General features: G+C 50.0%; 4 protein-coding genes. All 4 read right to left on the bottom strand.

What is annotated here, in order from left to right; all coding sequences use genetic code 11:
• Positions 1-101: 101 nt before the first annotated feature.
• The 4 genes from L5M71_RS03010 to L5M71_RS02995 are packed head-to-tail and all read right to left on the bottom strand — an operon-like array spanning position 102 to position 17303.
• The gene (locus L5M71_RS03010) at positions 102-6038 is read right to left on the bottom strand and encodes a beta-ketoacyl synthase N-terminal-like domain-containing protein (protein WP_263206346.1); all 5937 of its coding nucleotides are present in this window, start codon (positions 6036-6038) and stop codon (positions 102-104) included.
• Complete coding sequence (locus L5M71_RS03005) at positions 6035-8359, bottom strand: PfaB family protein (RefSeq protein WP_263206344.1); 2325 nt, start codon at positions 8357-8359, stop codon at positions 6035-6037. Before L5M71_RS03005 ends, L5M71_RS03010 begins: the two co-directional genes overlap by 4 nt.
• Positions 8356-16437, bottom strand: coding sequence for a type I polyketide synthase (locus tag L5M71_RS03000; RefSeq protein ID WP_263206341.1), 8082 nt, complete (start codon positions 16435-16437; stop codon positions 8356-8358). Before L5M71_RS03000 ends, L5M71_RS03005 begins: the two co-directional genes overlap by 4 nt.
• Positions 16434-17303 (bottom strand): transcriptional regulator, encoded by an 870-nt coding sequence (locus L5M71_RS02995; RefSeq protein WP_263206338.1) that lies wholly within the window; start codon positions 17301-17303, stop codon positions 16434-16436. Before L5M71_RS02995 ends, L5M71_RS03000 begins: the two co-directional genes overlap by 4 nt.
• Positions 17304-17430: the final 127 nt, after the last annotated feature.

Raw genomic sequence — 17430 nt, 5'->3', positions numbered from 1 at the left:
TTGCGGCTGCGTTGCTATTACCTGGGTAAAAAGTTCGGGTGTAAAAGCCAACGCAGCGGCAGGATTATTTTTAAGTTATTCAATAAACAGAATTTAGCGTATTAAGCTTCTTCAATACAGATGGCGATATCTTTAACTTCATAAATTCGCAGGCCATCTTTACTCAAGTTGGCATCGCCCATAATGATGCGTTTGCCATTGTCGTCTGTCACGCTGGTAATGTGCACATCCAGCGACATCTGCTTGTTTAATGGGTTAATTTGGCCGCGATATTTCCATTTGATATCCGATAAAATCTGCCCAAATTTAGGACTCTTAAAACCCGCACCAAGGTCTTGGTCAATCGCATAGGTTTGCATCAGCTCGATAATGGCTTCAACCCCTAATGAGCCTGGCATCACAGGGTCTTGATGGAAATGGAATTGGAAGAACCAATCACTCGGGTCAATGGTGCGCTCGGCGTATAAATAGCCAAGGCCCGCTTTACCGCCGGCTTTCACGATTTCAGCCTTGTCGATAAAGTTAAGTTGACCGCCCGCTAAACGGTAATGTGGTTGACCTTTTGGTGCGTTAAAGCTGCGATGTTGTTTATCTAACAGATTGATTTGGCTATCGGCTACTATGCCATTTTGCACATGCCAAGGCTGAGTGGTCTTGCCGTTGTCTATGCCTAACTGGTTTTTCAGCGCATCGCCCTTGAAGTAACCAAATACCGCTTTACCTTGGTAGAAAGGCTCGCCATCGCAGCTTAATTCAAAACTGAAATTCTGGATGATGTTGCTGCCAGCAATTACAGTCGATAACAAACGTGAGTCGTTCACTATGGTTTTGCCACGTAAATCCACATGGCGCAGCAGCTTACCGCTGCCGTCTAAGTTACGGAAAAACAGCTCTTGGCCGGGGAAGCCCAAGGTGGTGCCCATATAACCTGAGATAAAACCGTTTGGCTGCAGTGATATCTCCATCAGAACAGAATAGGGCATCACGGCGTGATGGCTGTTTTTATCGTAATACCAAGCGTTTGCGGGCACTTCGTATTCAGCGATACATGAAGAGGGCTTTTTCAGCTCGCCGCGTTTGCCGTCAATCGCAATGACGCGAGTCGTGAGCTGTAAATCACCGCAAGGCGTGCGCGGTGGAATTAGGCCGCGATAGATGCTGAAATCGGGGCCGAAGCAGTTTTCGATATCGCCCGTGGCAAATTCGAACATGTGATACGGCGTGAACGGCAGGGTATCGGGCACGCGGTTGGCGTACTTTGAATCCGCTGGCGCAATCGGCGCAGGTACATGCTTAAGCGGCACTACGCCTTTATTGGTTGGCGCAGTTAAATCTGGCAGCTGCGCCATCAGCGGCGCAGCCGAAGCAGCATTTTTAGCTACATTTGTAGTCGTATTGTCAGCTGTGCTGGCATCATTATCCGCGAGGTAGCGGGTGCATTCGGCTTCTTCTTTGATCATCACCCCAAGGTTTTGGAAATCCACCACCACTTTGCCATTGAGCAAAATATCGATATTCGCCTTAGCATACGGGCGCGGGCTCATACCGATTTCGGTGATTTCCATGCGATAGCTGAGCAGGCCAGATTGCGGCAAAACTTGACCGCGACAGCGCACTTTTTGTGACGCATTTTCTAGCGGTTGGAAACGACCGTCTTTTACACCGAGGTGCATCCCAATATGCAGCATAAAGAATTGCAGTAATTGACCACAGCCTTCGGCCATTAATGATCCCGCCATCACTTGGTCGCCCTTGAAATGACACGGGAAATACCAATGATCAGCTTCGAGCTGCTTATGGCCTTGAACTGAGCCTAAGCCCCACGCGCCGCCATGCACCTCAAGATTGCTGACTTGTTCAATCATCAGGAATTTTTCGGATGCAAAACATAAAGAGGGCTGCAAACCATATTGGGCTTGATGCGCCGCGTGTGCGCCGCCAAAACAGCCACCGATATCGGCGCCGAGCAGTTTATGGATTTGGCTGTAATCAAATTGGTTTTGCGCGCAATCAAGCAGCGGATTAAAGCACGGTTTATTCGGATTATTCAAGGCGAGGTTGCGCGCTTTGATTTCGGCTTCGGTGTGAATAACGCCTTTGCCGTCGGCCAGTTCTTTATCGGTGAAGAAGCCAGCACAGCCGCCATCCATTTTCAGGATCAGCTTGTCGCCCACGAAACATTCGTAGGAGAAGAAGAACAACAAGGTATCACCATTGCGGGCAAAGTGATTGATGGAAATGTCGTAGCGCAGGGTGTCGCCACCGCGCGGTAAGTCGCCAAGGAAGGTCAGGGTGCAATCGAGCAGGCGATAAACGCGCTCGCCCTTGTTTTCAAAATCGATACCTAAGTAGCTGATCAGCATCAAGTCGCATTGACCCGATTCGACCGCCACGGCCCAAGGGATTTGGCCATCGACCAAATACGGTGCATCCACAGGAATATCGTATTCAGTGGTCATAGTGCAAGGCTGATATTGGTTCATCTGAGCGTTTAATTTCGTTACCCGAGACACCAGCAAATAGTCCGTGGTTGGCAGGCGTACACGGCGCGAGTAGCTGTCGATAATGGCATAATCTGGGCCAAATACTTTAGCAATATCACCTTCGGCGTACTCGACTAAATCCGCATAATCCCAAATGCAAGGCTTGCTTATCGGTGTTGGCGGCGTGTACTCAGGCACTTTTGCATGATTGGGATAAAGCACTGGATGTGGAAGAACCGCTGTCGCAGATGCCTGAACAATGGCTTGCTGTTGTACTGGCGCAGCTTGGCCATTGACGGCTAACTCGCTGGCAAGCTGGGCTTTCATCAAGGCATCGGCTAGTTTCAAGCCTTCAGCACGGCTTTGTAAAAAGGCTAAATGGGCTTCACGGGCGAGTTGCTGATTGCTTAAAAATGCCGCGTCTTTTAGCTCTGCTTGAGTGGCGTTTTTATTGGTGCTTAGGGCATTAATTGGCATGCTGCTTAATGTCTCTTTTTGTTGAGCCGTGGTTGGGCTGCTTGTTGCAAAGCTATTCGTGTCTTTGCTCGCTATTTGGGCCAAATGTTTACGTTGGCTGCGCGCTGGCAGTGCTGTCATGGCTTGGGCTTTTTGTTGTATAGCATCAAGGTCTGCGAGCGGCGTATCTAGGATATGCTGATAGATATCGCGGCCACCGAGCGTTACTTGTTTTATTAAGTGTTTTTGCTCAGAAAGCGTTAAATCTTGTTCAAGCCTTTGCTGCAAATTGTATGCTTGCGTGGCACTTTGGCTGAGCAGTAACTGCGAGCATTTACCTTGGCTAAACGTGGCAACGAGCGCGTGCTGTTGAGCTTGAGAAGAATGCTTGTTAAGTTGCGCTTGATTTTTAAGCTGCACCTGATTTTTAAGCTGAAGCAGCGCGCTCAAAATACTCGCCATGCCCGCAGCGGCAAAGTTGTGGCCAATGGTATCAGCGGCTTGGCTGCGCTGGTCCACACTCGGCAGCAGCGTATTGAGTACCAGCGCTGAATCGGCAAGTTGCTCAACTGCAATACTGGTTTCAATCAAGCTAATCTGGCTGCTATTCACCTTAGCTTGGGTTAACAAGTCATCGCAAATACGCGCTGTGTTGCTGTGACCTTGCATGTCACAAATAGCGCCAAACACTTGGCCGCTGATGTGACCATAACTGTCGCCATAGCTGTTGCTATTGGCATTGTCAGCGGCAGTACTTGGCTGGGCTGCACTTGATTGTGTTGTTGTGAGCACTAACGCGCCAGCACCTTCACCGACTTTCCAACCAGTGTCAGTTGCAGTAAATGCTACTGGCGATATGGCGTTTTTGAGGATCACTTGCTCGAGGCTGCCACTTAAATCGACGGCGGCGATCACTACGGCATCTAAGGATTCTTGGGACAACAGGTTTTCGGCCACATCGATACAGCGAGCGACCGATTGCTCCGCCGCCGAAATGGTAAAGGCTGGGCCGTTAAAGTCCCAAAGGGATGCGATGCGTGACGCCATGATGTTGCCAATAAAACTGGTGTATTGGTTCAGTTTGGCGGCATCGAGCACACTGTCCATGGCGATTTTTTCAAGGGCGAGATACTCAGCTTGTGTGAGTGTTATCCCTTGTTTTTTTAGACTGTCTGCCAGTTGAGTGTGCAGATTTACGCGGCCACGGAACTGGTGTAATTCGAGTTCAGTTTCCATCGCCACTAATACGGCCACCTTGCCGCCGGGCTTTAAGTTAGCATCGCGAATCGCTTCATCGGCCACTTTGATCAGCAGCAGTTGCTGGGAGATCAGGCGGTCGTCTTCATTGGGTGGCACTTTAAAGCGCAGGAAGTCAAAATCGAACTGGTCGATATATGCGCCTTGCGGTACAGCAGGCAAGCCAAAGTTAGCTAAGATCTCAGGATGTTTATCTAAGCCTTTCCAACGTTTAGCAGGCAGCGGGATAAAGGCATCTTGCCGAGCATGAATCGTGTTATCCAGTGCATTAATGGAGGTTAAAGGCCCAAAGTGCGATGCTAAACCAATGATATTTAATGGCGTGTGCTGATAACTTACAGTAGCAGCCGGTTGTTCACTCTTTTTGTTTGTATTGGCAGCATAGGATTCCAGCAATAAATGCGCGTTACAGCCGCCAAAACCAAACACGGAAACACCTGCGTGGCGGCGGTCATTGCCAGCTTTATCGGGCCAAGCATGTAATTCTGTTGGCAGATTTTTAGCGCTAAATAAGCCCTTAGGCGAGGATATCGGCGCTGATAAGTTAATACTTGGCGGCAGTCGACCCGAGCGCATGGCAAAAATCATCTTCATGATCCCCGGCATGCCTGCGGCTGTGAGTAAATGGCCTAAGTTGGATTTTGCCGAACCGATCAGCGGCACTGCAGAGCCTGCGAGTTTGTCCTCAAAAAAGCGTTCCATCGAAGCGAGTTCGACCTTATCCCCAAGCGGCGTGCCTGTGGCATGGCATTCAATCACTTCGATATTGGCAGGCAGTGTGTTTGCCGCATTATAGGCGCGCTCGAAGGCTTGTACTTGGCCCTTGCTGTTGGGGCTTAATACAAACTGGCCTTTACCGTCGTTCGACAAACCAATGCCGCTAACGACGGCATAGATGTTATCGCCATCGCGCTCGGCATCTTCTAAGCGTTTTAAGACTAACACCCCAGCGCCTTCTCCAGCGAATAAGCCTTTGCTGTTGCTATCAAAGGGCGCTGAAATACCGTGATCTGGGTAGGCGTGGAAAATTGAGAATCCCATGTTGATAAAAAAGGGATCGGCGCCCGATACTGCGCCCGCAAGCATCATATCGGCCTTGCCAGTTGTTAGGTAATCGCAGGCGAGTTTGAGTGCATAAACCGAGCTGGCGCAGGCGGCGTCCAGACTCAACTGAGTGCCACCCAAACCGAGCGCATCGCTGACCAGCTTTGAGGCTGTGTGGGCAACCGCGCCATTGGCGACGTTTAATGCTTGGTTATTGGCATTGAGAGCGTTAACTGAGTTGCCAAAATCAGCCAACTGAAATGCGCTTTGGTTAAGTTTGTTTTGTAGCGCCTTTTCAACGGTTTGATGATACAGAGGCAAAAATAATTCGTTGGAGCGGGCCGTGGGGAACGACAAGGTTCCCATTACGATACCTGTGCGCGCCAGTACGGCATCGCTTGGTGCAATCCCTGCGTCTTGAAGGGCTTTACGACTGCAATCGAGTGCCCATAAAAAGCTTTCATCTAAACCGTCAAAGGCAGACTCAGGCAGTTGATAGCCCTTGGCATCAAACTCAAAGTGCTGGATGTAGCCGCCCTTATCACAGTAAAAACGGTCAGACTGACCCTGCACACCTTGGTAATCGGCGGGATTGGCATTGAGCTTTTCGCGACTGATTTGGGTGCGAGAGTCTTTTTTATCCAACAGATTTTGCCAGAAGGTTTGTGGATTATCGGCGTCAGGATACTGAGTCGCGAGGCCGACAATCGCAATTTTTGACGCACTTTTTGATGCGCGGTTTGACGCAATGGTAGGCACGGTAGTTTTATCAATAGTAGGGGAATGCTGAGAACTCACAGGGGTTCTCCTTTTGGTGATACTGCTGATGATAAAGGGGCTGCATTAGTACTTAATGGCTTAATGAGCGGCGCGAGCGACAGCGGCACTCTGTGGCTTATTAGCTGAGCTAAACACTTGAGTAAGCTGGTAATCGCATCGGCACCTTTGGCATTGCAGGCAATGGCGACTGTTGCCTCGTTTGCCGTGCTTTGGCCTGCATGGGCGTGGCTGATTTTATCTATGAGTGTGCTGGTTTGCCTATCGGCGCCCACTTCGACAAATAGCCTTGAGCCTTGCTCAGTGGCATTTTGAATGAGCGCACTAAAGTCGAGTGGCGAACAAAAGGTATCGGCAATCGCGCGGCCAATGCTGTGACTATCCACGGTTACTGGCGCAGTTTGCGCTGCGCTGATAAAGCGAATAGGCGAGCCATGTGCTGCCGCTTCCAGCGCCTTAGGTTTCAGTGCCTCAGGCTTTAGTGCTTGAGTATAGAAATCTTGTACTTGCCCGTGGACTAATAGGGCAGGTGCGGTATGCATTGCCGTGACGCGATTGGCGGCAATCCCGCGTTTGCCTAGCTTGGCAAGCAGGGCTTTGCAGCTTGTTTCGCAGCCTGCAATGACGCAAGTATCACCCTGGGTGATGGCTAAATAAGCACGATGAAACTCTGGCAATAATGCCTTGATTTCATTGCTGTCGGCGCGCACCACAAAGCTGTTCCACACTATGGATTCATTATCCGCAAGCTGCCATGCTCGGCGCACTGCGGTTAGCTCGCCAGAAATGGCATGGTTGAAAATATCGCTATTTTCGGTGGCGTTGATCATAGCATGGGGTGTTTGCCACACATCTAGGCTGGCCCACATGGCTGCTTCGCCCATTGAGTAACCGAGCGCCATTTTTGGCTTAATATTAAAGACTTGGGTCAACAGTTTAGTGAATAGGTAACTGGCACCCACGCCACTAATCGCTTGTTGGCTTAAGCTCATGCTTGCTGCGGTTTTTACATCTGCTGCATAAATCTGCGGTGATTGCAGCATGGCGCTTAAATCGCCTTCACGCTCCAGTTGGTGATACAGCGCGGGGAAATACTCATGCAAGTTATTGAACATATTGGCGTAAACAGTGCCAACGCCGGGATATACAAAGGTCAGCCCCGCATCCCCTAGCGGCTTAGCGGTGAAACAGCTACCCGCTGGCGTCTTAAAGTGTTGACCATGATGACGTACTGCATCATTTTCAAGCGCCGTAAGCATAGCTTTGGCTTCCAGTTTGAGGTCTTCAATCGATGCCGCCATCAAGACTAATGCCAGTGGTGCGTTGGCATCGTAGCGTTCAAACCAAGGTTTGAGTTGCTCGGCGCGAAAGTCAGCGCGAAAGCCTACGCCATTTTCCAGTGTGTTAACTAGTTGCAATACTTGCGCGATGAGTGAATCAATATTGTCACCACTTATCGGCACAAACAGCCGGTTTTCATCAACAAGAGCTTTGGGCGCGATAACTTGTGTGCCTTGGGTCAGTACTAGGCTTTGGCAAATATCTTGGCCTGAATCCAGCAAGGTATCTGCTGGGTTTGATCTTGTTGCCGCTAGATTCTTTGCTACAAGATTTAGACATAAAACCCGCGCTTGATGTTGGTCGCTAAACCAATAGCCAGTTTGATGATTGGTGTCGTTTGTCTGTTTTATATCAGTAGTGCCTTTAAGCGGCGCTTGTGTTCGTGCGGCGAGGGCGGTTACGCCTTGGCGCAGCGCAACAAATGCTTCGTTGAGCGTGTTGGCGATAAGCTGATGCTGAACGGTTTGTGCAGGGCTGCGCTTTGCCGCCGCTAATGCAGCATTAGCAACCGCCGCTGCATTAGCAACACCTATTGCCTCATTACCAGCGGCAAAGCCAGCAATAAACGCGTGGGCGTGAAGACGCAGTTTGGCGGCGCGTAAACCATCAAGCAAATACAGGGACTGAGTCAAAGGCTGGGGCAGATTGCCATCATTGAATTTAAGTTCAACGAGCTTGCCTTGCTCAATGGCTGTTGTTGCTTGGCCTAACAAGGCAGTGAGCGACCTTTGCTCATGCACTGACGGTTTATGCCCTCTTGGTTCATGAGCTGCCGGCACATGTACTGTTGATTGGTTGGCATCGGCAGCGCAAATCTGAACTCTTTCACGTTCCGCAAACGTTTCTAATACTTGGGCTGAGTGAGAGTCAAGGTTGACGGCATCGCCAAGCAACACTGCAATACGCAGTGGCTTGGCAAGCTTTTCAGTCATAGCCGTGTCAGCTATCGACGTTTCAGTTTGGCCGCTATGGGTCGTTGCTAAAGGGTGGGCTAAGTTCACTCGACTTTTGCCTCCACGCTTTCAATGGGTTTATTCGCAGCGGTTTGATTAGCAACAACTTTGTTGGCTAAGAATGCACCGTTAAGGTTTTTGCTGATGGTGACTTTGGCGTTGTTCATCTCGCAGCTTAAGCGGCCATCTTGATGATACAGCGTGATATTGGCTTCAAGGGCACGGCCAGAGTGTTTCACCACCTCGAGCACTAAATACCCTTTATCACCAAAGGCAAACGGCGCATGGGAGATAAACTCCCCAATGCTTGATGGCAAACTCGCCGCGCCATATTTGAGTCTCGCCCACACCAGCATCGCCTGTAGCAACAAATCTTCCGCAAAAGCTTGTGAGCCTTTAGGCGTGAGATTAGGCACAAAATCCCCGCAGTCTGCTAACGCAACATGGGGTAGGCTCACCTTGGCGATTAAGCTCGCATCGTCAAACTTCACCACAAACTCAATACCTTGCAGTCTCGGGCCGTGGAAAAGCGTGCCGTCGCTGTAAAGGTTGCCCGCAGTTGTGATGACTGAAAGTCCCGCCAAGCTTTGCGCGTCAAAAGCAGTTGCTTTGCTGTTAGTGGCTAAGTGTTCACTAGCCGCGTCATCAACAGCATCATCAACGACTAGGATGGCTTGATATTGCGGACGACCTTCAAAGCTGATTAAGGCATTGAATTGTCCACTCAAGCACTCGTCAGAATCTTTCGCGGCTTTATCCGTTAACGCAATCGGTGCAAGTTCAAGTTCCAGCGTGATGGGCGCTTCACTTTCTAACACTCCATTTTGTAACACGGCAGTGTCGAAAATAATGCCCTTCAATAGCTTGTAACTTTGCACTTTGACAGGCTGCTTGAGCACATCAAAGGCGGCTTCACGCATCCACTGAATCGCGCACACAGTCGGTAATACGGGATTACCGTTAATGCAGTGATCTTCAATAAAGATCATTGCCTTAGGGTCCAGTGTGCGCTTTAGTTTTACAGCTTTAGGCAAAGCATGCGGATCCGACGCGTCAGTGGTCAGATCCGCTTCAGGCTTTTTTAGATTGCTACCTTGAGTTGCTTGCTCGTCACTTGGAACTGTGCCTTGCATGTCAGTACCGACCAGCAATTGTGCGCCTGTGTTGCTCAGTAATTGGCTAGCAAATAACTCAGCGCCTGCCTTTAGCGGGATCACATAAACACCGCGATCCATAAACATCTTTTTCAGCGCAGGATTCACCATGCCGCCGTCCCACGGACCCCAATCGAAGCTCATCACTTTGGCATTTGGCAGTTGCTGCGCCAGTTGCAGTGCGGCTTTGTTGAGTATGTCGTTGGACATGGCGTAATCGCTTTGGCCAGTATTGCCGTAAAAACCCGCCGCCGAAGAGAATAGGGCAATCAGTTTTAATTTATCTAAATCCAGTGCGGCAAGTAGATTGCTTATACCTGTGACCTTAGTGCCATACACCCGTGCTAACTCATCTAAGGTTTTGTCTTGGATATGTTTATCGGCGAGTACGCCCGCACCATGGATGATGCCAGTAATAGGCGACAACTCGGTGATCGGCACTATCGTGCTGGCGATCGTATCTGGATTGTTAACATCGAGACTTAAGTACTCAGCGCTCGCGCCCACAGCGGTAAAGGCTTGCAGTGCGGCTGCAATTTCTAGGCTGCTTTGAACTGGCCATACTAAGGCATCCACTTGTTTTGGCGTGGGTTTCTCGCTCAAGCTTTGAATGTGGGTAATAGCTGCGGCTTTAAGTTCACTGTTATTTTTACCCTGTGCCCAAGCGGGAATGGCTTGTTGGCTGCTTCTGCCAGCAAGGATAAAGTGCGCCTTGCTGCGTTTAGCTAAACTTAGCGCACATTCAAAGGTCACGCCTTTTGCGCCGCCGGTCACCAGTATTTTATCTGCACTCGTCAAGTTTGCAGCGCCGTGGCGGGTATCAGCCTTGCCTGCAACTAAGGTCACACGCTCAAGTGCTTGGGCTGCGCCTTGGCTAACACCGACTTCTAATAGCTTATCTGTTGCAAATAGCTCAGCGATCACTGCATTGGCCAGTTGCTTGGCATCAAGTGCTGGCGCGATATCTAAGGCTCGGCAATGCACGCTTGGCCACTCGTGGCTCAAGGTTTTCGTTAGACCTGCCAATGCTGCTTGGTTTAACTCGCTGCGGGCAATTTGGCTGTGGTTAAGATAACCAAAACCCCCGTCGATACGACTGACGCTGATAAAACTACTACCAGTATTGGCGGTTGCTGCTGTTGTTAAAAACGGTTGTAAGTGCTTGGCGAACAAGAATGCTTGCTCGACGGATGCCTTGGCGGCATTCGACAGCACTAAACCTTTAGTATCTGCTGAGGTTTTATGTTGTGGTTGCAGATGAATAAAGCCTACAACCGTACCTAAGCTTTTGATCTCATTAATTACTGCACCAATGTTGGCATCGTCAATCGCCGCCAATGTGAAGCTGGCAATGTGGCTATTGAGCGGTGATGCACTGGCCACAAGGCTTTCAGGCGAGCGCACAACCGCAACCGTTAGACCTTGAGCATGCAATTTTTCGGCAAGTACGCCAGCATTGTGGCCATCATCGCTAATGATAATGCAGGCATCTTTAGCGAAAGTTCGTGTCACAGCTTGTTGCGCTGATTGCTTTGACGATTGCTTTGACGATAGTTGCGTTAGCTCAGCCGCCGCTGGCAACTTTTTTAGCACTACCTCACTGTGTGGCGGTAAATCGATAGTAGGTTCAGGCTGAACGACAGTGCTAACTGGCGCGGCATTCTGGCTTACCGCGTTTTGGCCTAGCTTACCTTGCATATAGCTAACTATTTCACCTAAGGTGCGACACTCGGCCAGATCTTCAGGATTGAGTTCAGGTAAACCCGGTAGCTCGTCTTGCACTGTGCCTAAAATTTCAACGCGCTTGATGGAGTCGATACCTAAATCGGCTTCCATATCCATGCTGAGTTCCAGCATTTCAGTGGGATAGCCCGTCTTGTCGGCCACTACTGACATCATGGTTTGTTGGACAAGTGCAGCACTTAAGCCGTTATTTATTGTAGCGGTAACAGTGACTTGCGCTGTTGTTGTAGTTGAAATCGAGCCAACCGCAGGTAGTTTGCTGTTCATGTAGTCAACGATTTCACCTAAGGTGCGACACTCGGCCAGATCTTCAGGATTCAGCTCAGGTAAGCCCGGCAGTTCGTCTTGCACTGTGCCTAAGATTTCAACGCGCTTGATGGAATCGATACCTAGATCAGCTTCCATATCCATGCTCAGTTCCAGCATTTCAGTGGGATAGCCTGTCTTGTCGGCCACCACAGCCATCATGGTTTGTTGCACTAACGCAGCGCTTAAACCGCTGGCGGCAGGCGCGGCAGTTGTCACATGAGTTGCTACGATAACTGATCCCGCAGTTGGCAGTTTGCTGTTCATATAGTTAACGATTTCACCCAAGGTGCGACACTCGGCCAAATCTTCTGGGCTGAGCTCAGGTAAACCTAGCAGTTCGTCTTGCACTGTACCTAAGATTTCAACGCGCTTGATGGAGTCGATACCGAGATCGGCTTCCATATCCATGCTGAGTTCCAGCATTTCAGTGGGGTAGCCTGTCTTGTCGGCTACCACTGCCATCATAGTTTGTTGCACTAACGCAGCGCTTAAACCGCTGGCTGCAGGAGTTGTTGGCGCTGTTGTAGAAACGACAACTTGGTCAGCCGCTGGCAATTTGCTGTTCATGTAGTCAACGATTTCACCCAAGGTACGGCACTCAGCCAAATCTTCTGGACTGAGCTCTGGTAAGCCTGGTAGCTCGTCTTGCACTGTGCCTAGGATTTCAACGCGCTTAATGGAATCGATACCGAGATCGGCTTCCATATCCATGCCAAGTTCCAACATTTCAGTGGGGTAACCTGTCTTATCGGCCACCACTGCCATCATAGTTTGCTGTACTAACGCAGCGCTTAAACCGCTGGCTGCAGGAGTTGTTGGCGTTGTTGTAGAAACTACAACTTGGTCAGCCGCTGGCAATTTGCTGTTCATGTAGTCAACGATTTCACCTAAGGTACGGCACTCGGCCAGATCTTCTGGGCTGAGTTCAGGTAAGCCCGGCAGTTCGTCTTGCACTGTGCCTAGGATTTCAACGCGCTTAATCGAATCGATACCTAAATCGGCTTCCATATCCATGCTGAGCTCCAGCATTTCAGTCGGATAGCCAGTCTTGTCAGCCACCACAGCCATCATGGTTTGTTGTACTAACGCAGCGCTTAAACCGCTCGTTGCTGTTGCCACAGGTGTCACTTCTGGCATCACTACAGCAGGCATGACTAATGCAGGAGCTGCTGGCGCAACTTGTACTGTCGCAGCAGGCGCATGAGCAACGGGAGCGGTTTGCACAACAGGTGCAACAGGTGTGTTAATTGCTGGTCTCATCGCAACAGCTTGAGCCGCTACTGGTGCAGCATTATGTGGCATTGTCGTTGCAGCAACAGGTGCTGGAGCCGGCGCAGCTGCTCGTGGCTGAGCAACCGCTGGGGTAAAGTTAATCGGCGCATTGTTTAACATCGCCAAGGCCGCTTGGCTGCTACTGCTTTGTAGCTGCATAAATTCGGCGTGGCTTTGCAGGGTTTGCGCTTGATGCTGGTGGAACATTTCCATTGAGCGTTGCAGGCTTTCTGGGATTGCAATGCCTTGGCTTGCCATCTTGGCTTGTTCTGTCATCAGTGTCGTGAAGGTATCGCCATATTGCTGCGGGATGGCTAAAAACTGTTGATGTAACTGCGCCGCTTGAGATTGTGCGCTGAAAAATGCGGTTAACGCATCGCTGCTGACGTTTGGTGTGCCTGGGTTTAACTGCGCCGTCGCTTGCTGCTGATTGCTTAAGCCTTGCGTAACGCTTAGGAGTTTTTGTTTCATTTCAACAGCTGCCACTTGATTCGCTTCCACTTCTATTATTTTCTCAACAACTTTTTCGACGATGACTTCTTTCTCAACAATTTTTTCGACTTCTTTTTCGACAACCGTTTCAACGATGCGATCCACATATTGCACTTGGCTAGTCACGCTGCCAGTGGCGAGGGATTTGGCCATCTTAGCTTTGGTCGCAGCACTAATGTGGTTAGTGGCGGTGAGTTTGATGTTCATTGCTGATGGCGCTTCACGCTCTGCAATCTCTTGAGACGTAATGGCTTGATAGGGGTCAACTTCAGTTAACGCCACACCGGCTACCGCGAGTTGCACTGCGGCTAAGCGTAATTGACTGTCACTGTCGCCCTTAGGATTCGGGTTCATGCTGACAAGGCAAAGCTCATTTAAGTGTTCGCCTAAGGTATTTTCAACTAACTTTTGCAATATGTTCTTAGGGCCAAACTCAACAAACACACGGGCGCCAACGTCATACATGGCCTGCAGTTGTTCGCTAAAGCGAACCGATTGCAGCATGTGTTGTTTAAATTCTGCTTTAATGGCTTTGCCATCGCTTGGGTGCAATTGACCCGTGCCGTTGGCATAAAGTGCGACTGAAGGTGCGCTGAATTTAGCTTTATCAATGGCTTTGGCAAATGGCTTTTGTGCGTGTCCAACCAATGGGGTATGGAACGCGCCTGAGACAGGCAGGGCAATCGCTTTAAAGCCCAGTTCGCTAATGGCTTTAGCGGCCAGCTGAGTTTGCTCTGTGCCACCTGCGATGACTAATTGCGTCGGCGCGTTGTAGTTGGCAATTTTAACGCCATCAAACTGGGCTAAACAGCGATTGAGCGCATCGATATCATTCTTTTGCTTAAGAATAATCGCAAACATCTTGCCTAAATCGACTTGAACGCCAGTATCATTTGGCGTTTGCGCCATGGCGTGTCCACGGGCGAAGGCCAGTTCGACGTAATCAACACTCGAAATCACACCTGCCGCGCAAAGGGCTGACAATTCACCAAAGCTATGGCCCGCCACCATATCGGGGGCAAAACCTGCTTGAGTTAATAGCGAATATTGCGCCATTGAAACCGCACCTATGGCGCTTTGGGCGAACATAGTATTGGTCAGCGCCGCTTCTTGGGCTTTAACCGCATCGGCATCGAATGCCGGAATAGGGTAGAGGATATTGGATAACGGAGTTTGACCGTGGTGAGCAAATACTTTATCGCTGGCCATCACTTGCTGGCGCATTTCTGGGAAATGGCAGGCGAGTTCGCGGCCCATGTTGAGGTACTGTGAACCTTGACCAGCAAACAGGGCGGCTACTTTCTTTGATTCATCTTTAGCAACTAAAGCTTTTGCGCGGTAGCTGATCCCAGAAGGTAACTGCCACGCCTCGCTTGCATTGCTTTCTAGGTGCCCGCTTTCTAAATGCGCACTGCTTTCTAGATGAGAGATGGCTTGATTTAACTGAGCTTGCAGCTGTGCGATATCCTTAGCCACAAAACCTAAACGGGCATCTGCGTCTGCCAGCGGGCGCAGCGGATATTGCTGAGCGATAGCGTTCAGGCTCGCAGCGCTGCTCTTATTCGCGTTCGTGTTCACGCTTTGGCTCAGCGCAGCTTTTAACTCGCTAAGCAGCGCGGCTTTATTGGCTGCGGCAAACAATAGTGTCTGCGGCACACTGCGCTGACGATATTGCTCGTCACGGCTGTGCTCAGGTTTGTATTCTTCTAATACGAGATGGAAGTTGGTGCCGCCAAAACCAAAGGAGCTCACGCCTGCACGGCGCGGCGTTGCATCGGCGCGCTGGAACCATGGGCGAGTTTCGGTATTTAAATAGAATGGCGAGCTTTCAATATTCAGTTTTGGATTAGGCTTGCTAACGTTAATGGTCGCAGGCAATACCTTGTGGTGCAGTGCCAGCGCGGCTTTTATCACCCCGGCAGTACCTGCGGTGGATTTTGTGTGGCCCACTTGGGATTTCACTGAACCTAACGCGATATGTTGATTGGTGTCGTTGCCTTGGGCAAATACCGATTTTAAGCCATTAAATTCAGCCACATCACCTGCGGCAGTGCCCGTGCCATGGGCTTCAACTAAGCCAATGCTGTGCGGGGCAAAACCGGCATCGTCGTAAGCGCGCTCCAATGCTTTAGCTTGGCCTTCAGGGCGCGGCGCATAAATACTCTTAAATTTACCGTCCGATGAGGCGCCAACGCCTTTGATGACGGCATAAATCCGGTCGCCATCGCGTTCGGCATCTTCAAGGCGCTTAAGCGCTACCATGCCGATACCTTCGCCGATCATCATACCTTTTGAATCGATATCAAAGGGTTGAATGGTTTCATTGGTAGTGAAGGCAGGCGTTTTTGAGAAGCTCATGTACATGGACGGCGAGTTGTCGGTACAGACGCCGCCTGTGATCATCATGTCGCTGCGACCTTCGGTCAGTTCAGTCAACGCCATACGCATAGCGGCAAGCGAGCCCGCGCAGGCAGCATCGACCACACAGTTCATGCCGCCAAAATCAAACCGGTTGGCTATACGGCCTGCAATCACGTTGCCGAGCGATCCAGGGAAAGAGTTTTCTTCCCAGTGGATATATTGGTCTTGGAACTTTTTGATCAGCATTTCGCTGTCTTCATCGCTCAGGCCGCTGCTTTTGAATACTTTTTTAAGCACTGGATATTGCAGGCGCGAGTTTAAGCTCTGACTGATTTTTTGACCACCGCCCACGCCTAGCGTGATGCCGATACGATCGCGATCGTAATCGGTGGGCAGATTGGCATCGGCAAGCACTTCTTTGGCGACAATCAGCGACAGCAGTTGTGAGGTATCTGTCAGCTCTAAAATATTGGGCGGTAGACCGAACTCCATGGGATTAAAGTCGACTTCAGGCAAAAAACCACCGCGTTTACAGTAGCTTTTATCGGCTTTGCTTTTGTCTGCATCGTAGTAATCTTCGGCGCGCCAATGGGTGTCTGGGATGTCAGTAATGGCATCGATTTTTTCGCTGATCAAATCCCAAAATTTATTTAAATAACGCGAGTTGGCGAAGATACTGGCCATGCCGACGATGGCAACGGGCATATCTTTTAAACGTTTGTTGAGTCGTTTATCTTTTTTTGACTCTTTCGTAGAATCAGTTGCTGAATTAGGTACAGAAGGGGTATGGCTCATAAAGAGTCTCCACGGGTCGACCTAGATACGGTGACCTTGTTTTGGGATCCAGCCGCGTTTGTCTTTGGCGTGCCATGGGCACCGGGAAAACGGGCTAAGAAGGTGTGATAGTTGCGAACGAGCAACTTTCGTAAATGAAACGGCCCATGTTTGAGGACATAGGCGATATATCTATTGGTCGCTTGGGTATTGCTGTCTTGATAAATATCGAGGTAAATCCAATCACTTGCTGTGTCTACGCCTAATAGTACTGAGCTTGGCGCTTGCTCAGTGAGCTGCGGCGGTATGGTGAGAGAGACCACTTGCACCACAGTATTGCCGTCGGTACTCGGCAATGCGAGCGCCTTAGCCAAGGTTTCTGGATTGACCGTATAGGTTTGGATATCGCTGCCTTGCGTCACAGGCAATTGATTAAAATAGCGTTCGGGGACTTGCGGTGCTTCAAATTCATCGAGCCGCGATATGCCATAGCGCTTTAAGCAACGGGCAAGGCCGGAGCGCGACACATTGGGATTAATAAAGGTTTGGGTGACGTTGAGCAATCTATCTAAGGTGAGTTTGAGTTGATAGCGTAATCCCACCACCACATATTCTTCCATCGGCGTGAGCGTGGTATTGAGGTGATGGGGCGTGTTCGAACTGTTACTAATGGACTCACGCTTCCGCCATTTGCGGACTGTTGCCTCAGTAATATTTAAAATTTTTGCCAGCTGGCTGACGCTCAGATCCGATTGCTGGATAAAGAGTCGCATTTCAGGCGTGGTGGTGGCGTTGCGATGCCGAGGTGCGCTGTCTTTTTTCGCCGCTTGAGTCGTGCTCTTGGGGGCGTAAGACGGCGCTTTAGATTGAGAGTCGCGAGCTGCCATTAATAATAATTATCATCCGACATAATCTATTGGGACTGAGAAGCCATTTTGGCTGAGTCAGCTGTGGCACTCTTGACGAACATAGTGACACTTATCGTAAAACCTGTACTTATCATCTGCATCACTT

The organism is Shewanella sp. SW1 (assembly GCF_025653545.1).
Classification (GTDB): Bacteria; Pseudomonadota; Gammaproteobacteria; order Enterobacterales; family Shewanellaceae; genus Shewanella; species Shewanella oncorhynchi.
Note: the sequence above shows the minus strand (reverse complement) of the source record. Positions and strands in the feature narration are given on the sequence as shown.